20 protein-coding genes are annotated in these 23,450 nt (G+C 67.3%); 3 read left to right on the top strand and 17 right to left on the bottom strand.

Annotated elements, in window-relative coordinates; translation table 11 throughout:
- Positions 1–124 precede the first annotated feature (124 nt).
- The 3 genes from NMB43_RS05605 to NMB43_RS05595 all read right to left on the bottom strand — a co-directional run bounded on the left by NMB43_RS05605 (position 125) and on the right by NMB43_RS05595 (position 5,827).
- Positions 125–4,096, bottom strand: coding sequence for a translocation/assembly module TamB domain-containing protein (locus NMB43_RS05605; protein WP_494351170.1), 3,972 nt, complete (start codon positions 4,094–4,096; stop codon positions 125–127).
- A gap of 8 nt (positions 4,097–4,104) precedes the next feature.
- Positions 4,105–4,935 carry an indole-3-glycerol phosphate synthase TrpC gene (trpC, locus tag NMB43_RS05600; RefSeq protein WP_494351169.1) on the bottom strand — a complete coding sequence of 277 codons (831 nt, stop codon included), beginning with the start codon at positions 4,933–4,935 and terminating at the stop codon, positions 4,105–4,107.
- Positions 4,936–5,008: 73 nt separating this feature from the next.
- Positions 5,009–5,827, bottom strand: coding sequence for an autotransporter outer membrane beta-barrel domain-containing protein (locus NMB43_RS05595; protein ID WP_494351168.1), 819 nt, complete (start codon positions 5,825–5,827; stop codon positions 5,009–5,011).
- Between the two features lie 315 nt (positions 5,828–6,142).
- On the opposite strand from NMB43_RS05595, the gene pelA reads away from it, so the two are divergent.
- The gene (gene pelA, locus NMB43_RS05590) at positions 6,143–7,705 is read left to right on the top strand and encodes a pectate lyase (protein WP_494351167.1); all 1,563 of its coding nucleotides are present in this window, start codon (positions 6,143–6,145) and stop codon (positions 7,703–7,705) included.
- 62 nt (positions 7,706–7,767) lie between these two features.
- Here pelA and NMB43_RS05585 read toward each other — a convergent pair whose 3' ends face one another.
- From NMB43_RS05585 to rpe, 11 genes are all read right to left on the bottom strand, one after another.
- Positions 7,768–9,399: a methyl-accepting chemotaxis protein gene (locus NMB43_RS05585; protein ID WP_494351166.1), complete on the bottom strand. Its 1,632-nt coding sequence runs from the start codon at positions 9,397–9,399 to the stop codon at positions 7,768–7,770.
- Between the two features lie 137 nt (positions 9,400–9,536).
- The gene (trpD, locus tag NMB43_RS05580; protein WP_494351165.1) at positions 9,537–10,565 is read right to left on the bottom strand and encodes an anthranilate phosphoribosyltransferase; all 1,029 of its coding nucleotides are present in this window, start codon (positions 10,563–10,565) and stop codon (positions 9,537–9,539) included.
- Positions 10,562–11,809 carry a cation:proton antiporter gene (locus NMB43_RS05575; protein WP_494351164.1) on the bottom strand — a complete coding sequence of 416 codons (1,248 nt, stop codon included), beginning with the start codon at positions 11,807–11,809 and terminating at the stop codon, positions 10,562–10,564. The genes trpD and NMB43_RS05575 overlap by 4 nt, the downstream gene beginning before the upstream one ends.
- A gap of 73 nt (positions 11,810–11,882) precedes the next feature.
- Positions 11,883–12,452, bottom strand: coding sequence for an anthranilate synthase component II (locus NMB43_RS05570; protein ID WP_494351163.1), 570 nt, complete (start codon positions 12,450–12,452; stop codon positions 11,883–11,885).
- 23 nt (positions 12,453–12,475) lie between these two features.
- The gene (locus NMB43_RS05565; RefSeq protein WP_494351162.1) at positions 12,476–13,633 is read right to left on the bottom strand and encodes an iron-containing alcohol dehydrogenase; all 1,158 of its coding nucleotides are present in this window, start codon (positions 13,631–13,633) and stop codon (positions 12,476–12,478) included.
- 52 nt (positions 13,634–13,685) lie between these two features.
- Entirely contained in the window at positions 13,686–14,594 is a 909-nt protein-coding gene (locus NMB43_RS05560) for a dihydrodipicolinate synthase family protein (RefSeq protein ID WP_494351161.1), read from the bottom strand.
- A 119-nt stretch (positions 14,595–14,713) separates the two neighbouring features.
- A complete protein-coding gene (trpE, locus tag NMB43_RS05555) occupies positions 14,714–16,213 on the bottom strand; it encodes an anthranilate synthase component I (RefSeq protein ID WP_494351160.1) in 1,500 nt (499 codons plus the stop codon).
- A gap of 225 nt (positions 16,214–16,438) precedes the next feature.
- On the bottom strand, positions 16,439–17,107 hold the full coding sequence (locus NMB43_RS05550; protein ID WP_494351159.1) for a phosphoglycolate phosphatase: 669 nt from the start codon (positions 17,105–17,107) through the stop codon (positions 16,439–16,441).
- Positions 17,104–17,787: a class II aldolase/adducin family protein gene (locus NMB43_RS05545; RefSeq protein ID WP_494351158.1), complete on the bottom strand. Its 684-nt coding sequence runs from the start codon at positions 17,785–17,787 to the stop codon at positions 17,104–17,106. Before NMB43_RS05545 ends, NMB43_RS05550 begins: the two co-directional genes overlap by 4 nt.
- Before the next feature lie 28 nt (positions 17,788–17,815).
- Positions 17,816–18,301: a TonB family protein gene (locus NMB43_RS05540; protein ID WP_494351157.1), complete on the bottom strand. Its 486-nt coding sequence runs from the start codon at positions 18,299–18,301 to the stop codon at positions 17,816–17,818.
- Positions 18,302–18,309: 8 nt separating this feature from the next.
- Positions 18,310–19,017 carry a ribulose-phosphate 3-epimerase gene (gene rpe, locus NMB43_RS05535; protein ID WP_494351156.1) on the bottom strand — a complete coding sequence of 236 codons (708 nt, stop codon included), beginning with the start codon at positions 19,015–19,017 and terminating at the stop codon, positions 18,310–18,312.
- Positions 19,018–19,131: 114 nt separating this feature from the next.
- On the opposite strand from rpe, the gene apaG reads away from it, so the two are divergent.
- On the top strand, positions 19,132–19,509 hold the full coding sequence (gene apaG / locus NMB43_RS05530) for a Co2+/Mg2+ efflux facilitator ApaG/CorD (RefSeq protein WP_494351155.1): 378 nt from the start codon (positions 19,132–19,134) through the stop codon (positions 19,507–19,509).
- On the opposite strand, the gene NMB43_RS05525 is transcribed toward apaG, so the two are convergent.
- The 3 genes from NMB43_RS05525 to argJ form a co-directional block, all read right to left on the bottom strand.
- Positions 19,499–20,020: a YgjV family protein gene (locus NMB43_RS05525; RefSeq protein WP_494351154.1), complete on the bottom strand. Its 522-nt coding sequence runs from the start codon at positions 20,018–20,020 to the stop codon at positions 19,499–19,501. The genes apaG and NMB43_RS05525 overlap by 11 nt on opposite strands.
- Positions 20,017–20,559 (bottom strand): YgjV family protein, encoded by a 543-nt coding sequence (locus tag NMB43_RS05520; protein WP_494351153.1) that lies wholly within the window; start codon positions 20,557–20,559, stop codon positions 20,017–20,019. The genes NMB43_RS05525 and NMB43_RS05520 overlap by 4 nt, the downstream gene beginning before the upstream one ends.
- 118 nt (positions 20,560–20,677) lie before the next feature.
- Complete coding sequence (gene argJ / locus NMB43_RS05515; protein ID WP_494351152.1) at positions 20,678–21,913, bottom strand: bifunctional glutamate N-acetyltransferase/amino-acid acetyltransferase ArgJ; 1,236 nt, start codon at positions 21,911–21,913, stop codon at positions 20,678–20,680.
- A 131-nt stretch (positions 21,914–22,044) separates the two neighbouring features.
- Between argJ and NMB43_RS05510 the strand changes: the two genes are divergently transcribed.
- Positions 22,045–23,448, top strand: coding sequence for a sensor histidine kinase (locus NMB43_RS05510; RefSeq protein ID WP_494351151.1), 1,404 nt, complete (start codon positions 22,045–22,047; stop codon positions 23,446–23,448).
- Positions 23,449–23,450: the final 2 nt, after the last annotated feature.

Below are 23,450 nucleotides of genomic sequence, written 5' to 3'. Positions count from 1 at the left end.
AGCTCCTTGCTGGTTGGGATTCAGGCGACAGGCCTCCGCATGACGGACGCGTGCCAACGGTGCAGCGCACAAACTGGACACTAGCAAAGCCGGATGAAGTTTGCAGCCGCCTGTACGGGTGCGTTCAGCGGAAGGAGATGGTGTACTGCAGGTCCAGCGCGTTGTCGGTGCCGGCGCGCGCGATCAGCGACAGGAAGCGGTTCAGCGAAAGGGTCAGCTTGACCACGCTGTCGGTGCCCGACAGGCTCTGTTCCAGCGAAAGATAAGTGCGCGCGGTCAGACGTTTGCCGACGGTGAGTACCTGGTCCTCGGGTGTGGTAGCGCCAGCCGCGCTGGAGGGTGTGCCGGTCGCCGTGCTGGCGACACGGCTGGTGCGCTGGCGCATCACGTCGTTGCCGCCCTGGCCCACGCTCAACTGGTCGATGCCGGCGCCTTCGATGACCTTGTCGAACACGCCTTCACCATCCTCGCCCAGTGCGGCGCTTGCGGCGGTGAGCAGCAGGCCCGCGTCCTGCCCGTTGGCTTCGGCCGCGCGGCCCAGCAGCAGCCAGGAGAGCTTCTCGCTCTCCGGCACGGTCGGCTCGGACACCAGGCGCACGCGCGGATTGCGCGCCGTACCGCTGACCTCGACCCCGGCTTCCACGGCGAGCCCCTTGCGCAGGGCGACGACGTTGAGCGCTGGATTGTCCAGCGGGCCATGGAAACTCACCGTGCCGCGCTCGATCGACAGACGCTGTCCGTAGGCCGCGTACAGCCCGCCGGCGGTGTCGATGGCGCCGTTCAGGCGCCAGCGCCCGGCCTCCTGGCTCAGCGCGACGCGCCCGTCGAGACGCGTGTCGATGCCATAGGCCTTGAGATAGAAGCGCTCGCCCAGGTCGAAGCGGATGTCCGCGTCCAGGCGCAGGCGCTGCGCGGGCTTGCCCTGCTGGCCACGGATCACCACGTCTTCCGACAGGCTGGGCGCGCTGCGCCGGGGCACGCCGAAATAGCCGCCATCGGCGCGGAACTGTCCATTCAGCGCCAGACGCTCCTTGTCCATGCTGATCTTCGCCGGCCCGGACAGGACCAGCCATTGGCGCGGTGTCTGCAGAGCCGCCACGCGGTCGAGCATAAACTCCAGTTCGGTCGTCGCGCTGCGCAGGTCGACCTCGCCCGAGCCGGTCAGCCGGCCCGGCTTGTCGAGCCCGGGTGGAGCCGCCCGCGCATCGGGCGGGGGCAAGGTGCGCAGCGAGTTGAAGGCAAGCTTCTCCAGCACCAGGCGGCTGCGCCCTGCGCGCAGCACAAGCTCTCCCTCGACCAGGCGCATGCCCTGGTCGGCCAGGGCAACTTCGAGGCCGGAGCCAACGATGCGCCCCTGGCCTTCGCTGCTGCCCGGCGTGCCGCTGAGGCTGAACTCGCCATCGAGCTCACCGCCCAGGCGGAAGTTCTGGTCGATCAAGGGGCCCAGCCAGGCAATCGAAGGCACCTTGAGCGTCGCATTGGCGACCAATGGCGCATCCTGCGCCAGCCTCAGGCCGCGCCCGTCGCGCACGACGCTGGCCGACAGCACGCCAGCCATCACGCCCAGGCGGCTGCCGCTCACATTGGCCGAGGCGGCCAGCCGCCCGCCTTCTGCCGCCACGGTGAGGTCCACGGTCTCCAGACCCAAGGCCACCGGTGTGTCGCCCTGCAGGATAAGGTCGCCATCCTCGCGAAAAACGCGCACCAGGCCGTTGGCAGCCTGGCCGATGCGCACATCCCAATCGCCGCCCAGACTCAGGCTGCGGCCACGCAGCACGGTGCGCTGGAACTCGTCGACCGACACGCCGACCTGCAGCCCCTGCATGCGCCCGCGCAGCACGATCTCCTGTGGCGTCCATTGCGTCTGCAGCAGCTCGACCAGGCCGTTCTCGGTCTGCACCCGCGCCGGCCCCAATGCCATGCGCTCTGGCCCCAGCTCCAGCGTCACAGCCTCGCGCAGGTGGAAGCGCGCCAGGCCCTCGCCGGCCAGCTCGGTCAGCCGCCCCTGCCACTGTGTCTCGCCCAGCCCGCCCTCCACCCGCAGGCGCAGCTTCTCCTTCTCGACCAGGTCGGTCGTCAGTACCAGCGCGTGCTGCGCACGCGTGCCACTGAGCACCAGCAGGCCATCATCCACCCACTCCTTGCCCGCCAAGCTGAGCCGCCCGACCTCCGCCCGCGCGGTGAAGGCGCCGTCGCGCCCTGGCTGCAGGTCGGCCTGCACATTCGCGTGACTCAGGCGGTAGTCGCCCGGCAGGCGTAGCTCGCTCAGCCGCAGCTCGAGCGCGCCCCAGGGCTGCGCCAGGCTGCCCGCCAGCACCCCATTGCCGCGCACGGTGCCCCCCAGTTCGGGATGCAGCGCCGCCAGTTGTGGCGCGTCGATGCGAAAGCGCAGGCGGTCGTCGGCTGCACCAAGCGCACCACTGGCCTGCAGGCGATTGCCCAGCAGGTCCAGGTCGGCCTCCAGCGACTGCAGGCGCCGCGCATCCACGGCAAGCTTCACCTGCCCGGCCAGCGGCGTACCCGCGAGCTTGCTCGGCTGCAGTTCGAGGGCCGCATCAAGCTGCCAAGCCGGGGCCAGCGAGCCACCGACACGCCCCTTGAGGTTGATGTCGCCCACGGGGGCCGCGGGGCTGAAGGCTTGCGGATCGAGATGCGCCAACTGCCCTTCCGCGTTGAAGCTGCGGCGCCCCTGCAAGGCCATCTGGCCCCGCAACTGAGCCTGCATGCGCCCCCATTCCGCGTGGGCGCGCGACAGTGACAGCATGCCCGCCTCCTGCTGGCCGGCGACGACCAGACGCAGCGCCGGACGCCCCCGCGCCACGCCCTGCAGGTCGGCATCGAACTGCTGGCGGGCCGCCGTGGTACGCGCGGCCACGCGGCCGGACACACGCATCGGGCGCAGCGCGGCGACCAGCTTGTCGAGCGCCACACCGCGCGCCTGCAGATCGGCATCGATCAGGCCCAGGGCATCGCCGGCCTGGGCGCGCCAGCCAGCCGTGCCGCTCAGTTCTCCGTCGCCCATGCGCAGGCGCAGGCCCGTCGTCTGCAGGTGGCGGGCCGCCCAGTGCAGCTCGGCCTGCAGCGCCTGCAGCGGCAGGCCGCCGCGGTCGAAGGCGAGCGGGCTGCGATTGGTGAGGTTCAGATTGCCGTCCAGGGTCCAGTCGGCGGGGTCGCGGGGCAGCGCCTGACCCGGTACCTGGCGCGGCTGCAGGCTCAACTGGGCATCCAGCTTCGCCTGCGGTGCCGCCTCGTGGAACAGGCGCGGGTCCAGCCCGCGCACGCTCACGCGCGCCTGCTGCACTGGCAGTGCGGCAAAGGGGCTCAGCATCGTGTCGAGCTGGCCGTCCAGTCCTTCGCCACTCAGGCGCGCGGCCAGGGTGAGCGCCTCCAGCGAGCCGCCCGCCTCCAACCCGATCTGCGCCGCACGACCGACCACCTGCGCCTCCACCTGGCCGCGCAGGGCGAGCGTGAAGGGCCGGCCGGTCGCGATGCGCCCCTCGGCTTGCAAGACCAGGGCCTGCCATTGGCCGCGCAGGCCGCTCGCCACGAGTTGCTCGGGCGTCGCGCTGAGGCCGCCGGAAAGACGGCTCAGTTGCACTGCAGGGGCCGGCTGCGTGTCGCCCGGCACAAGTTCGCCGATATCCAGGCGGCCGACGCGCAGGTCCGGCGCGTCGATGGTGATCGGCAGGGCCAGGCTGTCGGGCAGGCGCGCTGGGTCGCTGGAAGGTGCCGTGCGGATGTCCAGCACATCGACCTGCAGGCGCATCACGCGCAGATGCCGGTCGAGCAGCGCGGCGGGCTGCCAGTCGGCCTCGACCCCTTCGGCGCGCAGCACGAAACCAGGCAGGGCGAAACGCAGGCGTCGCGCCTTCCACTGCTTGCCCAAGTGGCCCTGCCAGCCCTCCACCTGCAGCAGCTCAGGCTGGAGGGTGGCGACGATGCGCAAGGCGGTGCGGCCACCGGCCTCGCTGCCGAGCAGGAACAGGAGGCCGCCGCCCGCGAGCGCCAGCGCGCCCAGCAAGCCGATCAGGACACCCAGCAGCCCGCGCCGCAGCCGTCGCCGCGGGCCTGGCGTCTGCGGGGCCTCGTCCGCCATGGCGGGACTCAGGCGAACAGGGCCGCCAGTTGGGCGCCGGGGTCGTCGGCGCGCATGAAGGCCTCGCCGACGAGGAAGGCGTTGACCGCGCGGCCACGCATGAGCTGCACATCCGCGCGGCCGAGGATGCCGCTCTCGGTGACCACGATGCGATCGGCCGGAATGCGCGCCAGTTGCGACAGCGTCACATCCAGCGTGACCTCGAAGGTGCGCAGGTTGCGGTTGTTGATACCCAGCAGCGGGGTCGTCATCTGCAGGGCGATATCCAGCTCGTCGGCGCTGTGCACCTCGACCAGCACGGCCATGCCCAGGTCGTGGGCCAGTTGCTCCAGCTCCAGCAGGTGGCTCAGGGCGGCGCGACTGGTCGCGCTATTGACCGTGCCGTCCGGCGGCAGGAAGGCGGCCACGATCAGCAGGATGCAATCGGCCCCCATGGCCCGCGCCTCGAACACCTGGTAGGGGTCGATGATGAAGTCCTTGCGCAGCACCGGCAGGCTGCAGGCTTCGCGCGCCTGCTGCAGGTACTCAGGGCTGCCCTGGAAGTAGTCGCGATCGGTCAGCACCGACAGGCAGGCCGCGCCACCGGCTTCGTAGGAACGGGCGATGTCGGCCGGGCGGAAGTCCGCGCGCAGCACGCCCTTGGACGGGCTGGCCTTCTTGACCTCGGCGATCACCGCCGCCTGGCCGGCCGCGATCTTGGCCCGGATGGCGCCCACGAAATCGCGCGGCTCGACCGCATCGCGCGCCTCTTCGACGATGTCCTCACGGGACAACTGGGCTTCGGCGGCTTCGATTTCCACCCGCTTGGTGGCAAGAATCTTCTGCAGGATGTCGGACATGGTCTGGGGCGCTGGGCGAGGCTGGATGAGACAGCCCCGCATGGTATCAAACGCGGCGCCGCCGCTGCCCGGCTCAGAAGGCCAGGCCGACCCCCACGAACACGGTTTTCAGCGTGGTCTTGGACTCCGGCTCATAGAAGCCGAGCACCACCGGCGATTCGCCATACTTGAAGCGGGTCTCACGGTAGTCGGCATGGACGCGCCAGGTCTTGGTGATGGCGTAGTCCAGGCCCAGGCCCAGGGCATAGACCGGATGCTTGCCAAGGTAGAAGACCGGCCCGCCGTCGATCTTCATCTGCGGGTCGATCATGTAGGACACCGAGGCATCCACAGAGGCCACCAGGCGCGCCCCCAGCGCGAACTGGCTCAGCAGCCCGAGCCCCACGGACTGATGCTCGTAGATCTCCATGTAGCCGTACTCGTCGGTGCGCGAATCGCGCACCCACTCGTGATAGGCATAGGACAGGTAGGGCGTGAGCTGGATGCTGTCGCCCGCCACGCGGAAACCCTTGCCGGCGCGGGCCTGGAAGTCGGTGGTGGTGGCGTGGCTGGTGGTCTTGTAGGGGGTCAATGCGCCGGTGTTGAGGTTCTGCAGGTAGCCGTCGTACTGCGTGTTGCCGCGCGCGCTGAGGTAGCTGGCGGCAATGTAGAGATCCTTCACGTCTTCACGGTCGGTCTGGAAGGCGAAGGCCACGCGCACCGCATTCTGCGTGCCATTCTCGGTATCCAGCACGCCGCTGCTGGTGACCCCATAGTTGTCGTACTCGGTGTAGCCGATCTTGTGGCGGCCGGCCGACAGCGTGAGCTGGCGGTTGGCCTGGGCGATGGCGGATTCAGCGACGGCCTGGCCCGTGACGCAGGCCAGTGCAAGCAACAGGATGAGGTGACGCATGTGAAGATTCCCCGATAGTCATGTTTGTTCTTGGCCACCAGCGCGCGACGGGTCGATGGGGCGGCGCGATTATGCGATACAGATATGAAATGGCAAGCCCGGTTAGCGCAAAGCGCCCCCATTCCTGCCCACCCCTGCCTGAAAGTCGGCACCCGTCGATGTTGCACCGCAATACCATTCGTCTGGGAGTAATGGTTTACCCGCATATTTGAGTCTCCAAACTGTTAGGCTCGGGCCGCGCACAGCAGGCCTAGGACCGGACGCAACCGGCCCGCCCGCCTGTCCGCTCATTACGATTCACCCGGAGAAACATTCATGCATCGATTCACGAGAACGCCCCTGATCATGGCCCTGGCGGCCTCGCTCACCTTCGCCTGCGCCTCCCCCGGCCGTCCCTTCGACCCAGTGGATGGCGCCGCACCCAGCCTCAAGACGGTGGCACTGATCATGGGCGAGCCCAATTTCTCGGTCGATGGCGCCTACCAGGAACTGGAGGAAGGCCTCTACACCAAGCCCGAGCTGCGCGCCGGCAAGACCGTGTTCGCCCCGCTGGGCGACCTGGTGCCCTACCTGGGCGGTGAATTCAGCTATGACCCGGGCACCCGCGCCGCCCGCTACAGCCTGGGCGGCCAGGTACTGGAGCTGAGTGTCGGCAGCAGCGCGGCCACCCTCAATGGCCAGCCGGTCAGCCTGGGCAGCGCGCCCGAGTTCAAGGACGGTAGCGTGTGGGTGCCGGTGGGCGAGGTATGGGCCAAGCTGGGCGCCTATGTGAAGTGGGACGAAGCCCGCCAGCGCCTGGTCGGCAGCTTCATCCTGCCGCCCAGCAAGAAGCTGGAAGACTTCGCGCGCGGCGGCCCGGTCACCGAGGCCAGCATGGCAGCCCAGAAACCCGAGTTCTACGGCAGCGCCGATGGCATCAAGCTGGGTGACGTGATCCTGGGCTACCAGAATGCCGACGGCGGCTGGCCCAAGCTGGAGGCCAACGTGAACCTGCTGGTGCCGGTGAACACCGCCGCCATGACGGGCTTCCGCATCAAGTCGACGATCGACAACGACTCGACGATGAAGCAGATGGCCGTGCTGGCCCGCATCCACCAGGCCACCGGCGAGCGCAAGTACGCCGAAGCCTACCTGCGCGGGCTGGATTACGTGCTCGCCGCGCAGCTCCCCAATGGCGGCTGGCAGCAGTTCTGGCCGGCCCCCAAGGGCTACAAGGCACATGTGACCTTCAACGACGACGCCATCGCCAATGTGCTGGAGGCGCTGCGCGACGTGGCGGCGCGCAAGCCCGAGCTGCGCTTCGTGGACGAGGCACGGGTGGCACGCGCCAAGGCGGCCTATGACAAGGGCCTGGCGCTGATCCTCAAGACGCAACTGGTGGTCGGCGGCAAGAAGACCGGCTGGTGCGCACAGTACGACGCAGCCACGCTGGCGCCGGTAATGGGGCGCGCCTTCGAGCTGGCCTCGATCAGCGGCAACGAGAGCGTGAATGTGGTGCGCTTCCTGATGAGCATCGACCAACCCAGCCCGCAGGTCATCGACGCCGTGCAGAACGCAGTGGCCTGGTTCGACAGCGCCAAGCTCAGCGGCATCCGCCTTGAGCGTAAGGACGACCGCACGCTGGAGTTCGGCTTCGACCGCCGCGTGGTGAGCGACCCCAAGGCGCCGCCGCTGTGGGCTCGCTTCTACGACCTGGAGACCGGCAAGCCCCTGTTCTCGGCACGCGACAGCGCCAAGCGCGACAACTACGCCGACGTGAGCTACGAGCGCCGCGTGAAGTACAACTGGTACGCGGAATCCCCGCGCGATCTGCTGGCCAAGGACTACCCGGCCTGGCAGGTGAAGTGGGCGCCCGGCCGCAGCGTGCTGGCGAAGTAAGCGGCGCCGCCCAGGACAAGCCCGGCCCCGCGCCGGGCTTTTTCATTGGGGCGGCGAACGCCTCAGGCGAGCCTGTAGCGCGCCATCGTGCCGACCAGGTCGCCAGACACCTGCTCCAGCGCCTGGGCGGTGTCGCTGGAGCGGCGCGCCGCCTCCACGTTCTGCTCGGCCATGTCCGACACGACCTGGGTGTTGCGCGCCAGAGCCTCCAGCGCGCTGCGCTGCTCGGCCAGCGATTGGTTGATCTCGCCGATGCCCTGGTTGGTGTCCTCGGCCGTCGCGCGCGCCTGGTCGAGCACCTCGACCACCGCGCGCGCCGCTTCGTTGCTCTCTTGCAGCAACTGGCGCCCCTCGCCGATGTGGCTGGTCATGCGACGCGCATGCTCCTGCAGTTCGCTCGCAATGCTGTCGATCTGGTTGGCGGACCGTCCCGAGTGCTCCGCCAGCTTGCGCACTTCGTCGGCCACCACCGCGAAACCCCGCCCCGCCTCACCCGCACGCGCCGCCTCGATGGCCGCGTTGAGCGCCAGCAGGTTGGTCTGGTCGGCGATCTCCTTCACATAGCCGGTGATCTGGCTGATCTGCTGCATGCTCTGCATGAAGCCGTCGATGGAGTCGCTGATGCTGCCGCTGAGCATGCGCTCGGCATCCGTCACCTTGTCCGCCAACTGGGCCAGGCGTTGCGTGCCGTGCTGGGTGCTGGCCCGGTTGTGCTCGGCCAGGCGGGCGATCTCGTTGGTGCGGTCGGCCACATGGGAGACGCTGACCGACAGCTCCTCCAGCGCGCTGGCCGCAGCCTGCGCGGCGTCCGATTGCTCGCCGGCGCGCTGTGATACGTCGCGTGAATCCGCCGCCACGCCGCTGGCCATGGCATCGAGACGGCGCGCCTCCTCGCCGATCAGCACCAGGGTCTGGCGCAGCGAGTCGAGCAAGGCAGAACAGCCGCGCCCCAACTCACCGAACTCATCACGACGCTCCACCGCGAAGCGCTGAGTCAGATCGTTCTGGCGTTCCACCGCGCGCATGCTGTCGAGCATCTGCTGCAGAGCCTGCACCACGCCCCGCCCGAGCAGGTTGGACAAAAGCATCACCAGCAGGCTCACCGCCACCAGCGCGGCGACGAACCAGGCTGTGTCGCGGTAGAACTGGCGGTTGATGTTGTCGATGTACATGCCGGTATTCACCAGCCAGTCCCAGGGCTCGTAACGCCGCGCGTAGGAGAGCTTGGGCGAAGGTTTCTCCTCGCCGGCCTTGGGCCACCAGTATTCGACGTAGGCACTGCCCTCGGCCTTCACCTGGGCCACCATCTCGGCGATGAAGGGCTTGTCGTTCTTGTCCTTGAGCCCGCCGAAGTTCTTGCCTTCCAGCGCCGGCACGGCCGGGTGCATCAGCATCACAGGCTCCATGGTGCCGACCGAGAAGAACTCCTTTTCCTGATAGCGCACCTTGCGCAAGGCCTCCAGCGCCTGGCGCCTGGCCTCGTCCGCCGGCAGCTTGCCGCTGTCGGCCAGGCCACGGTAGTAGTCGAACATCGTGAACACGATGGACATCTGGTCGCGCAACTGCTGGCGCACGCCTTCCATCATCGTGTTGCGTTTGGCCTGGATGGCCGAGATGCCGATGATCAACAGGGCCGCCAGCGCGACCAGATTGATGAGGCGCAGCTTGGCACGCAGGCTCAGGTGCTTGAACATGAAACCCCCGGAATGGACTCGTGACGGATGCCGCTGCTGCAATGCGACATACCGGGGGTTTCGGCGGGTAGCGCGGCTTCTTGAGCCCTCGCCCGCGCCCTGGAAGGAGGCTTACCCTTCAGGGCAGGGTAAGCGTTTCAGCCGGCCAGCTTCTGGGTCAGGCCGACGAACTCATCCAGCTTGGCACGCGCCGCGCCGCTGGCGATCGTCTCCAGCGCGAGCTTCACGCCGGCTTCCAGGGTGGCGGCCTTGCCCGACACGTAGAGGCTGGCGCCGGCATTGAAGGCCACGATGTCGCGCGCGGCCGGCAGCTTGTTCTCCAGCGCGCCCAGCAGCACCGACTTCGACTGCTCGACCGAGCCCACGCGCAGGGCCGAGGCACCGTGCATGGGCAGGCCCACGTCCTCGGGGCTGATGCGGTACTCGCGCACCACACCGTCACGCAGCTCGCCGACCATGGTGGGCGCCGAGATCGACAACTCGTCCAGCCCTTCCACACCGTAGACGATCATCACGTTGCGGCTGCCCAGGCGCTGCAAGACCCGCACCTGGATGCCCACCAGATCGGGATGGAACACGCCCATCAACTGGTTGGAGGCGCCAGCCGGATTGGTCAGCGGCCCCAGGATGTTGAACATGGTGCGCACGCCCAGCTCCTTGCGCACCGGCGCGGCGTGCTTCATGGAACTGTGGTGGTTGGGCGCAAACATGAAGCCGATGCCGACCTCGTCGATGCACTGGCCGACCTGCTCCGGGCTCAGGTTGATCTTGGCCCCCAGCGCCTCCAGCACATCGGCCGAACCGGACAAGGAGGAAGCCGAGCGCCCGCCGTGCTTGGCCACGCGCGCGCCGGCCGCGGCCGCGACGAACATGGCCGAGGTCGAGATGTTGAAGGTGTGCGAACCGTCGCCCCCCGTGCCACAGGTATCGACGAGGGTCTGCACGTCGCTCTTGACCGGCACCTTGGTCGACAGCTCGCGCATCACGCTGGCCGCTGCGGCGATCTCGCCGATGGTCTCTTTCTTCACCCGCAGGCCGGTGATGATGGCCGAGATCAGCACCGGCGACACCTGACCGGACATGATCTGGCGCATCAAGTCGACCATCTCGTCATGGAAGATTTCGCGGTGTTCGATGATGCGCTGGAGCGCTTCCTGCGGAGTCATGTCTTAGCCTCGTCTCTCAATGTGTTGGTGTGCCCGGTTTCGGGCGTCGATTCTATCGCCTGCTCGGACTCGCGCGGGCAGTCGTTCATGCGCACACTGCCATAGGTGAGCAGCAGCGCCCAGATCAGGATCACCAGCATCAACGTGGCTGAAGGCACATCGGCCAGCGCGTATTGCGCCGGCAGGCTCATGAACAGCAGAACGGTGATCAGGCCACGCGGCGCGAAGAAGGTCAGCACCCGCGAGTGCTCACCCGCCACCCAGCGCAGCAGCGGGATGCGTGGCAGCACGCAGCACAGCACCACCACCACCGCCATGCCCCAGGCCAGGGGATCGGCCAGTTGCGGCAGGCTGGTGCTGTAGCCCAGCAGCACGAAGAAGAAGCAGCGCACGACGAAGGTGAACTCCGCCGTCAGGTGCTTGAAGGCCTCCAGATCCGCCTCGAAGGACGTGGCCGCCCGCACGCGACCACGGCTGAGCCGCTCGAACAGGAAGCTGTTGTTGAGCAGCAGGCCGACCAGCACCACCAGCACCAGCGGAGCCAGGTGCATCATCTTGCCGACCCTGTACAGCAACACGATGCCGAAGATCATCGGCAGTACGCGCACATGGTGGTCGATGCGCTGGATCAGCCAGAAGATGGCGAAAGCCACGATCAGGCCGAGCACGATGGACAAGGTGATCTCGCCGACCTGCGCCACCAACAAGCCAGCCACGTCACCGTCGTAGCGCAACAGCGCGTAGAACAGCACTACGCCGAAGATGTCGGACAGCGAGCTTTCGTAGACGACGAACTCGCGCTGGTGCTGCGCCAGCGCGCCTGCGGCGGGTATGGCCACCGCCGAGCTGATGACCGCGAAGGGGGTGGCGAGCAGCATGGCCTGCAACACGGGAACGTGGAACACCGCGACCAGCAGGCCGGCAATGAGGCCGCCGGTGACCACGATGCCCGCCGCCGCCATCGCCGCCGTGCGACCGACCAGGCCGATGTGCTCGCGCGTCAGCGAGATGTCCAGCGCGCCTTCCAGCACGATCAGGATCAGGCCCACGGTGCCTAGCACCGGCAGCAGCCCTGCCGGAATCTCCAGCGACAACCCGGTGAAGTCGGTCGTCGCCCGAAGCGCCAGGCCGCTGAAGATCAGCAGCACCACCGAGGGCACCTTGATGCGCCGGCCGGCGAAATCCAGCAGATAGGCCACCAACACGATGGCCCCCAGACTCACCAGGATCAGGGAGGGATCCATTCACACTCCTTCAGTTTGTGTGCTGCAGGAGGCGGGCATGCTTCCCCGCCGGAATCGCCGCCGGAATCGCCAATTACATCCGCATGTCGAGGAAGTTCTGCAGCAGCATGTGCCCGCCCTCGGTCTTGATCGACTCCGGATGGAACTGCACGCCCTCGATGGGCAGGGTCTTGTGGCGCACGCCCATGATCTCGCCATCCTCGGTCCAGGCGGTCACTTCCAGGCAGTCCGGGCAGCTCTCGCGTTCGATGGCCAGTGAATGGTAGCGCGTCGCGGTGAAGGGCTGCGGCAGGCCGCGAAAGATGCCCACGTCGCTATGCTGGATGGGCGAGGTCTTGCCATGCATGAGCTGCTTGGCATGCACGATCTTGCCACCGAAGGCCGCGCCGATGCTCTGGTGCCCCAGGCACACGCCCAGGATGGGCAGCTTGCCGGCGAAGTGCTTGATCGTCGCCACCGAGATACCGGCTTCGGCGGGCGAACACGGCCCCGGCGAGATGACGATGCGTTCGGGCTTCATCGCCTCGATCTGCTCGAGCGTGATGCCATCGTTGCGATAGACGCGCACATCGGCGCCCAGTTCGCCCAGGTACTGGACGATGTTGTAGGTAAAGCTGTCGTAGTTGTCGATCATCAGCAGCATGGTGTCTTCCTTGTCGCGGCGCCTTACAGGCGGGCCGCCAGTATTTCCTTGACGAAATTCGGGGTGATATTGCCACGCTCGCCGAGCGCATTCACGCCACGCGAAGCCAGGCGCTCAGCGATGCGCTGCGGCGCTTCCTCGCCCACGCCATAAGCGACCAGGCGCGTGGGCACGCCGACGGCGGCAAAGAAGCCCTCGGTGTGCGCAATGGCCGCCTCGATGCGCTCGCTCTCCGAGCCAGTGCTGAGGCCCCACACCCGTTCAGCGTACTGCAGCAGTTTCTCGCGCTTGTCCTGCCATCGATGACGCAGCACGCCGGGCAGCGTGACGGCCAGGGTCTGCGCATGGTCCAGGCCGTACTCGGCGGTGATCTCGTGGCCGATCATGTGGGTGGCCCAGTCCTGCGGCACCCCGCAACCGATGAGGCCATTCAAGGCCATGGTGGCGCACCACACCTGCTCGGCGCGCAGGTCGTAGTCCTGCGGATTGGCGATCACCCTGGGACCGATCTCGACCAGGGTCTTCAGGATGCTCTCGGCGAAGCGGTCCTGCAGCGCAGCGCTGGCCGGATAGGTCATGTACTGCTCCATGGTGTGCACGAAGGCGTCCACGATGCCGTTCGACACCTGGCGCAGCGGCAGGCTGAAGGTGGTCTCGGGGTCCAGCACTGCGAAACGCGGGTAGCAATGCTCGCTGCCGAAGGCGAGCTTGTCGCCCGTCGACTCGCGCGAGATCACCGCAAAGGTGTTCGACTCCGAGCCGGTGGCCGGCAAGGTCAGCACCACGCCCATGGGCGTGGCGTCCTCCACCGCGGCGCCCTTGCTGAGGATGTCCCAAGGCTCGGCGCCCTTGAAGCGGGCCGCGGCGGCAATGAACTTTGTGCCGTCACAGACCGAACCGCCGCCCACGGCCAGCAGGAACGTGACCCCCTCGCGCCGCACGATCTCGACCGCGCGCATCAGCGTCTCGTAACGCGGGTTGGGCTCGATGCCGCCGAATTCATGCCACTCGAAGCCGGCCAGGGCAGCCTTCACCTGATCGTAGACACCGTTCTGCTTGATGCTGCCCCCACCATAGGTGACCAACACCTTGCTGCCGGCGGGAATCTGCGTGGCGATGGCTGCGATCTGGCCCTTGCCGAACAGGATGCGGGTCGGGTTGTAGTAGCTGAAGTTCTGCATGATGCGCTCTCCTCTATTCAGTCAGTTCATACCCGGCCCGCGATGGCCAGGATCAATTCAGTACGCCCAGTCGGCCAAGCGTCTCACGGACCTTCTGACGCTTCTCCTCGGTCAAGGGCACGGCCGGCGGCAGCACATGGGTCGAGATGTCCACACCCGCCATCTTCGCCGCCTCCTTGACAACGGCATAGAACGGTGACTCCAGCGCGAACATCGGCGGGCACAGGCACAGCAGGCGCTGCAGCTCCACCATGCGGGCACCATCGCGCTCGTTGAACGCGCGCCACAGCCCGACCGGGATGTACGGTGCGAAGTTCAGCGCCGACGGGAAGCAACCATCGCCGCCCATGATCAGCGTCTCCAGCATGTATTCGTCGAAACCGGCGTACACCGCGAAATCGGGCCGTACCGGCTTGACCGCCGCGATCACGTCGCGGATGTGACGCACCGTGTCCGTGGTGTCCTTGACACCCACGATGTTGGGGCACTCCAGCGCCAGCTCGCGGATCATGGCCGGCGACAGGTCCTGTCCGGTCAGCGCCGGGAAGTTGTAGAGGATCAGCGGCAGATCCACCGCCGCTGCCAGGCGCCGGTAGTGCAGCTTGATGTTATCCGGCAGCAGCAACGCGTAATACGGATTGACCGCCACCACGCCGCTGGCCCCGATGGCCTTGGCATGCTGGCCGTAGGCGATCGCCTGGTCGGTGCTGCAGGAAGCAATGCCGATCAGCACCGGCACGCGCCCCGCGACGTGGCTCACCGCGAATTCCGCCACCTCGCGCCGCTGCGCTTCGCTCATCTGGCTGAACTCGCCGGCGCTGCCGACACAGAACACCACATCAGCACCACCCGCAATCACGAAATCCAGCATGCGGCCCATGCCCGCGCGGTCGAGCTGGCCTTGCGGGGTCCAGATCGTCGGGACGGGTGGGATGTTGCCGCGGAACAAGGGGCTGCTCATGACAAGGTCCTTACGGGAGTGGAAAGACGGCCAGCTTGCGAGTCCCTTCTGTTGTCAGGCAATAAGCAGTCACCGCAGTGCTGATGCCGGACAAATACACGCAATGCCCGCCGCCCGAATCACTCCAGGCGCGTGTCCAGTCCGCTTTCCGCCAGCTCCGCCGCGCGGATCACCGCGCGCGCCTTGCTCAGCGTCTCCTGCCACTCCGACTCCGGGTTGGAGTCGGCCACGATGCCGGCCCCGGCCTGCACATGGAGCTGGCCGTCCTTGATCACGGCCGTGCGGATGGCGATCGCCACGTCCACATCGCCATCGAAGCCCAGGTAGCCCACGGCGCCTGCATACACACCGCGCTTCACCGGCTCCAGTTCGTCGATGATTTCCATCGCGCGCACCTTGGGTGCGCCGGACACGGTGCCGGCCGGGAAGGTGGCGCGCAGCACTGCCAGCGCGGCGGCACGCCGATCGGTCGCAGGCGGCAGCACGCCTTCCACGTTCGACACGATGTGCATGACGTGCGAGTAACGCTCGATGGTGAACTGCTCGGTCACCTTGACGGTACCGGTCGCGGCCACACGGCCCACGTCGTTACGCCCGAGGTCCAGCAACTGCAGGTGCTCCGCCAGTTCCTTCTGGTCGGCCAGCAGGTCCTTCTCCAGTGCCAGGTCCTCCTCATGCGTGGCGCCGCGCTTGCGCGTCCCGGCGATGGGTCGCACCGTCACGACCTGCTGGCCAGCGTCCTCTTCCAGCTTGACCAGGATTTCCGGCGAGGCGCCGACCACCTGGTAGTCCTCGAAGTTGAAATAGAACATGTAGGGCGAAGGGTTCAGCGCACGCAGGCTGCGGTACAGCGCCAGCGGGCTGGCCGCGAAGGGCTTGCTCATGCGCTGCGACAGCACCACCTGCATGATGTCGCCATCCACGATGTACTGCTTGGCGCGCAGCACGGCGTCCTTGAAGGCCTGCTCGCCGAAACTGGACACCGCCGGCGCCGGTGTGGCGCGCGTGTCGGCCGGAATCGCCACCGGCTCGCGCAGCTTGGCCAGCAGTTCCTTGAGGCGGCGCTGCGCGCGCTTGTAGGCGCCGGGCACTTCCGGCTCGGCATACACCACCAGGGTCAGCTTGCCGGAGAGGTTGTCGACGATGGCGATCTCTTCGGACAGCAGCAACAGGATGTCCGGCACTTCCAGCGGATCGGCCGCCTTGTGCGAGGCCAGCTTGGGCTCGATGTAGCGCACCGTGTCGTAGCCGAAGGAGCCGACCAGGCCACCGCAGTAGCGCGGCAGGCCAGCCTTGGGCGGCACCTTGATGCGTTGCATGAACTCGCCGACGTAGGCCAGCGGATCGCCGTAGTCGCGGCGCTCGACGATGCGATCGCCGGTCAGCAACATGGCGGTACGACCGCGCACTTCGATGCGCGTATCGGCGCGCAAACCGATGATGGAGTAACGGCCGAAGCGCTCACCGCCCTGCACGGACTCCAGCAGGTAGGTGTAGGACTCGTTGGCGAGCTTGAGATAGATGGACAGCGGCGTGTCCAGGTCGGCAAAAGTCTCCAGCGTCAGGGGGATACGGTTGTAGCCCTGGGCTGCGAGTGCCTGGAATTCGGATTCGGTCATGGTGACTCCAAAAGCGTTTTGTCTTCTTCGTTCGGGTCTTTTTCAACCCTGGGCGCGACGCAAGCCGGCCCGGCGGTGTGCGTTATTGTTGGCGCACACGCCACGAGCACCCGATGTGCTGCCAGCAAGCTGAAGCGGCACGAACCGGGGATTGCTCCTTAGCGAAGAAACGGCTCTTGTCAGTCACGGAATCTTGATGAGGGTTGTCTGCCGCCCCCGCCTTGCTCAGTCGAGCAGGCCGGGCAGATCGGCGAGCGAGGATAGTAACCCGTCGCAATCGACAGTGTCCACCGACACGCCCTCGTTGTAACCGTAGGTCATCAAGACCACCGGAATGCCCGCGCGGCGCGCGCACAGGGCGTCGTTCGACGAGTCGCCAACCATCAGCGCCGCCTCGCGCGCCACCCCCACTTTCAGGCAGGCATGCCACAGCGGCTCGGGCTCCGGCTTCTTCTGTGCCAGGGTGTCGCCACCGACCACCACGTCCATGTAGGGCATGAGGCCCAGGGTCTCCAGCAGCGGCGTGGTGAAGCGCTCGGCCTTGTTGGTCACGCAGCCCATGCGCACACCATGTGCGCGCAACACCGCCAGCCCTTCCTTCACGCCCGGATAGGCCACGGTCAGCAGTCCATTGACGACGTCATAGTGGCGCTGGAATACGGTGATGGCCTGCTGCAGGCGTTCCGGCGAAGCCGGCGCCCGCCCGGTGGTCAGCGCCCGCTCCACCATGACCGGGATGCCCTTGCCGACATAGGTGGCGATCTCGGCATCGCTGCGCGTCGGCTCGCCCAGCTCGGCCAGCATGCGGCGCGCGGCCTCGGCCAGATCGGGCACGGAATCGACGAGTGTGCCGTCGAGGTCGAAGAAGATGGCCTGTGGTGAAAATCGCTTCATTGCTGCTGATCCTGTTGTTGCCCGTACTGCGCGAACTGCGCCTGCACCTCGGCGAGCTGCGCGGCGCTGAGCAGGCGCGGCTGCCCCAACTGCCTGGCGCGCCAGTAGTGCTCGCACAGGGATTCGAACTCGACTGCGGCCGCGATGGCGCCGGGCGCATCCTTGGCCAGTGCGACCATACCGTGGTTGGCCATAAGGCAGGCCGTGCGGTCTTGCAGCGCGGCCAGCACCGCATCCGACAAGGCCTGGGTGCCGTAGGTCGCGTAGTCGGCGCAGCGCACGTCGGGGCCACCGAAGCGCAGCACCATGTAGTGGAACGGCGGAATGCTCTCGGCATGGCAGGCCAGCGCCGTGGCGGCTGGCGAATGGGCGTGCATGACCGCGCCGATCTCGGGCCGCGCCGCCAGGATGTCGTGGTGCAGGCGCCATTCCGACGAGGGCTTGCAGCGCCCACGCGTATTACCCGCGAAGTCCATGAACACCAGGTCGGCTTCGTTGACCTCGTCGGCCGCAATGCCCGAGGGCGTGACCAGGAAGCCCGCACCGAAACGCAGACTGGCATTGCCGGCCGTGCCGGCGTTCAAGCCGCGCCTGCTCAGCTCGCGGAACGCGCGCAGCAAGGCCACGCGGGCCTCATGCTCGTCATGCTCGGCGATGTTCTGGTGCGGGAATCCGATCATGTGACACCTCCAGAAGGAAGCTCGGATGCTACTGGAAGGGGCGGAAGACCAGATTGATCCGCTGCAGGGAGTCGCTATCACGCATCGCCTGCGTGACCGGCAGCGGCTCGGCACGGCGCAAGGCCTTGAGCACGGCTTCATCCACCGCCTTGTAGCCGCTGCCACGCAGCACGCGTGCGCCCAGCACGGCGCCGCTGGGCGTCAGTGCGGCCTCCAGCGTGACGGCTGCGCTCTTCGGGTAGCTGCCACGCGGCACGACGAGGTTGGCGCGCAGCTTGTTGGCGATCTCGCGCCCCACCATCGCATCCGAGGGGCTGCCGTCCTGCGCCAGGACCTGGATGCCCGGTTCAAGGAAGCCGGCCTGGTCCGGCTCGCCCGCGATCGGCTGGGTGTTCAACTCGGCGACCTGGCGGGCCGGTTCGGCCGGAGCAGGCGGGGCTGCAGGCCGCAGGCCGGCGCACGCGCCCAGGCCCAACAAAACGGCGAAAGACAGGGAAAGACTGCGAAACACCATGCCCCCTCTCAGGCCAGCGTGGCGAGCTGGGTGCGCATCGCCGCGATCACGCTGTCGTAGCGGTGCGGGTCGCTCGCCTTGGCCGCGCCGAACACGGCCGAGCCGGCCACGAAGGTGTCAGCCCCCGCAGCAGCGATCTCGGCAATGTTGTCGACCTTCACTCCGCCGTCGATCTCGAGCAGGATGCGTCGGCCCGTTTCTTGTTGGTAGGCATCCAGCCGCGCACGCGCAGCGCGCAGCTTGGGCAGGGTGGAGGGGATGAAGCTCTGACCGCCGAAGCCGGGGTTCACCGACATCAGCATGATGATGTCCAGCTTGTCCATCACGTAGTCCATGTAGTCCAGCGGCGTGGCCGGGTTGAACACCAGGCCGGCCTGGCAACCGTGGTCACGGATCAGCTGCAGCGTGCGGTCCACATGACGCGTGGCTTCCGGGTGGAAGGTGATGATGTTGGCGCCGGCCTTGGCGAACATCGGCACCAGCGCATCGACCGGCTCGACCATCAGGTGCACGTCGATCGGCGCGGTGGTGAGCGGGCGCAGGGCCTGGCACACCAGCGGGCCGATAGTGAGGTTGGGCACGTAGTGGTTGTCCATCACGTCGAAGTGCAGCCAGTCCGCCCCAGAGGCGAGGACGTTGTGCACTTCCTCCCCGAGGCGGGCGAAGTCGGCGGAAAGCAGGCTGGGGGCGAGCCTGAAGCGGGATTGCTCGGTCATGGAAACGTCCTGATGTCGCGGGCCGGATGCTGCCCTGCAAAAGACGGTAGGATACCGGGCGGGCCCATTCCTTGGCACGCCCGCCGTGCCTGAAACAGAGATTTACGCCGCACCATGAGCGCCGAATACGACATCACCGTGGAAGCCGAAGCCAGCTACGCAGCCGATCAGTCCGAGCCGGACGAGGCGCGCTACGTGTTCTCGTACCGCATCCGCATCACCAACAGCGGCCGGGTTGCGGCCAAACTGATTAGCCGCCATTGGATCATCACCGATGCCGAGGGCAAGGTGCAGGAGGTGCGCGGCCAGGGCGTGATCGGCGAGCAACCCACGCTGCAGCCGGGCCAGAGCTTCGAGTACACCAGCGGCTGCGTGCTGGAGACCCCCTTCGGCACCATGCGCGGCAGCTACCAGATGGTGGCCGACGACGGCACACAGTTCGATGCCCACATCCCGGAGTTCTTCCTCTCCGGGCCGCGCGTCATCCACTGATCCGCTGCTTGCGTTCCTCGCGCCACAGACGCCAGATCGTGAACCCGTTGGTGAGCACGATCACCGCCTCCAGTGCGGTGCCGCCGATGGAGCCGGACAGGATGTTGTTCACCAGCCACAGCAAGGTGCCCACCATCATCAGGCCGCGCATGCGGATGCCGTGCAGCCAGTACAGCGCGGTCGTGCCACAACAGGCCGCCAGGATGGGTAGCAAGGACAAGGGGCCGTTGTAGAAGACCGCCCCCATCAGCAGGCTCAGCGCGATGAAGAATCCGCCGGCCCACGGCGAGCGCGTGCGGATGGACACCACCGAACGCCCCAGCGACACCGCCGTGCTGGCCATCGCGGTGTAGTTGCCCAGCAGCCAGAAGTGGATCACATAGCTGAGGCATTCGATCGACATGAAGACCTTGAACCGCAGGTCATTCTTCTGCAGGAAGCAGCCCACGCCGAAGACGAAGGCCAGGTAGCCAAAGAGTTGCGGGATCGAGAAGACGGTGTCGAGACTCATGGTGCAATCTGTCGGGCCGCGGCGCGCTGGCGGTAGAGCTGCCAGATGGTGTAGAGATTGGCCACCGCGATGCAGACCTCCAGCGCCGTGCCGCCGATCGAGCCAGACAGGATGTTGTTGGCCAACCACAGGAGCGTGGCGACGAACAGGAGCCAGCGCATGGTGATGCCGGTGAACAGGAACACGGCCGTAGTCCCCAGGCAGGAGCCCAGGATGGGCAGCACGCCGGCCCAGCTCCGCACCAGGATGAAGCCCAGCAGGATCGTCAGCGACACGAAAAAGGCCGCCACCCAGCGGGAGTTGCTGCGCATGGAAACGATCGTGCGCGCGCAGGCCATGCTTGAGCTCGCCATCGCTGGATAGTTGCCCAGCAACCAGAAATGGATCACATAGCTGCCGGCCTCCAACACCAGGAAGAACTTGAAACGCAGGTCGTTCTTCTGCAGGAAGCAGGTGATGCCAAAAACGAAGGCGAGGTAGCCGAAAAGCTGTGGGAGGGAGAAGACGTGGTCCAGCATGCAGGCGAGACGGGCGGGCAATCCGGCAAGCTAGCACCGGGCGCCCCGCCCGGGGGCAAACTTTCGTCAAGCGCGGGTCATTCGCCCGGGCGGCACGTGGGCGGCGGCAGGAGCGCCCGGCCCGCGTGCGTCCGGTCGATCAGGAACGGTAATCCGCGTTGATCTTGACGTAGTCGTAGGAGAAGTCGCAGGTCCAGATCGTGGCGGCTGCGGTGCCGCGCGCGAGGTCCGCGCGGATCGTGATCTCGGCGTTCTTCATGATGCGCGCGCCGACCTCCTCGGCATAGCTCGCGGCACGCCCGCCCTGCTCCGCCACCAGCACCTCCTCGCCACCACCGCCGAGCCACACGCGGATCTTCGCCACATCCAGATCGTTCACGCCGGCATAGCCGATGGCGGCCAGGATGCGGCCCAGGTTGGGGTCGGAAGCGAAAAAGGCGGTCTTGACCAGCGGCGAGTGCGCCACGGCGTAGCCGATCTGGCGGCACTCGGCGAGATCGCGCCCGCCCTCGACCACGATGCTCATGAACTTGGTGGCGCCTTCGCCGTCGCGCACGATGGCCTGGGCCAGCCACTGCGACAGCTCGATCACCGCAGCACGCAGCGTGGCATAGGCCGGCGAGGCCGCGTCGACGATCTCCGCCCCCACCTGGCCGGTGGCGATCAGGATGAAGCTGTCATTGGTCGAGGTGTCGCCGTCGACCGTGATGCTGTTGAAGGACAGGTCGGCTGCCTCGCGCACCAGGCGCTCCAGCAGCGGCTGCGCCAGCTTCGCGTCGGTGGCCAGGAAGCCCAGCATGGTCGCCATGTTGGGCTTGATCATGCCGGCGCCCTTGCTCATGCCGGTCAGCGTGATGGTCTGGCCGTCGATCTGCACCTGGCGCGAGGCGCACTTGGGCTGGGTGTCGGTGGTCATGATGGCGTGGCAGGCCTCGAACCAGCCATCCGCCTTCAACGCGCCCTTCGCCATGGGCAGGCCAGCCACCAGTCGCTCGACCGGCAGGTGTTCGAGGATCACGCCGGTCGAGAAGGGCAGCACTGCCGTCGCTGGCACACCCAGCAGGCGGCCGACCGCCTCGCAACTGGCCTGGGCGTTGCGCACGCCGAGCTCGCCAGTACCGGCGTTGGCGATGCCGGTGTTGATGACCAGGGCGCGGATCTCGCCACCAGCCAAGTGCTGCTTGCACACCTGCACCGGGGCAGCGCAGAAGCGGTTCTGCGTGAACACACCGGCCGCGCGGCTGCCGGGCGCCAGCTCGATCAGGCTCAGATCGCGGCGGTTGGCCTTGCGGATACCTGCCTCGGCCGTCCCCAGACGGACACCCCGGACGGGCAGGAGCTGGTCGGCGAGTGGCAACGGCAGATTGACGGGCATGGCGGTTCCATCGGTCAGGTGGCGGGACAGCGATTCTATGCCAGCGCGCAGAATCTCGCAGTGCAACAATCCGACACCTTTTGCTCCACTTTCCGGATCAAGCCCTCTTCAGGCTCGACCGTTATTGCTCCATGGCCCAGAAATCCGCCCCCTCCCTTCCGGCCACCCCACCCGAGGACCCGCAACAGGTCGCCCGACTGATCCGCGACGAACGCATCCGCATGCATGTGGCGAGCTCGCGGGGCGTGGTCGCGGCGACGGTGGCGATCAGCACGCTGGTGTGCGTCGCCCTCTTCGACGCTGTGCGCCCGGCCTGGAGCCTGCTCTGCTGGTGGCTGTGCTTCCAGGTGCTGATGGTGGTGCGCCTGGGCTACAGCGAGCGCTGGCGCAACGACACGGATCGCGTGCTGCGTGGCCGCCTGTGGGAGCGTCGCCTGGCCATCACGGCCAGCCTGTCCGGCCTGATGTGGGGTCTCACCGGCACCCTGCTGTACCCCACGGAGGAGAGCGGGCTGCGACCGATCAGCGCGCTGGTGCAGATGGGCGTGTCGGCCGCCGCCGTGTCCTCGCTGTCCAGCCTGCCGGGGGCCTTCCGCGGCTTCTTCCTGCTCCTGATGGTGCCCAACATCGTGTGGCTGGGCCTGCGCGACGACTACGCGGCGCAGCTCACCGCGCTGGCCCTGTTCTTCTTCACCGTGCTGATCATGATCAACGGCAGCCAGGTGTACCGGCGCATCGACCGCGGCATCCGCCTGCAGCTCGACCTCGCCCGCGCGGTCCGCGAGACAGAGGCCGCACTGGCCGCCGCGCGCAGTGCCAACGAGGCCAAGAGCCTGTTCGTGGCCAACATCTCGCACGAGCTACGCACGCCGATGCACGCGATCCTGGGCTTCGCCCAATTGGGGCGCGAGCGCAGCACCGAGCACAAGATCAAGGACTACTTCGAGCGCATCGGCTTCAGCGGGCGCCGCCTGCTGACGCTAATCGACGACCTGCTGGACCTGTCCAAGCTGGAGGCCGGGCAGATGCAGCTCACGCTGCAACGCCTGGGAGTCCGCAGCGTGGTAGACCACGCCGCGCGGGAGTTCGAGCCCCTGCTGCGCGAACGCCGGCTGCACCTGGTGGTCGACGAAGAAGCCAACCTGCCGCCGGTGATGCTGGACCCACAGCGCTTCGGCCAGGTGGTGCGCAACCTGCTGTCGAACGCCGTCAAGTTTTCGCCCGAGGGCGGCAGCATCTACGTGCGCATCAAGCGCAGCCAGGGCTCGGCGCCCATGCTGCAACTGATCATCAGCGACGAAGGGGTCGGCATCCCCGAAGGCGAGCTGGAGACCATCTTCGACAAGTTCGTGCAGAGCTCCAAGACCCGCACCGGCGCCGGCGGCACCGGGCTGGGACTGGCGATCTGCCGCGAACTGGTGATGGCGCACCACGGGCTGATCCACGCCCACAATGCCCCCACCGGCGGTGCTGTGCTGGTGGTGGAGCTTCCGCCGGCCCCGCCCTCTACCACCCACGCAGCCGCGGCTGCCTGAGC

The organism is Uliginosibacterium sangjuense (genome assembly GCF_059132465.1).
Note: the sequence above shows the minus strand (reverse complement) of the source record. Positions and strands in the feature narration are given on the sequence as shown.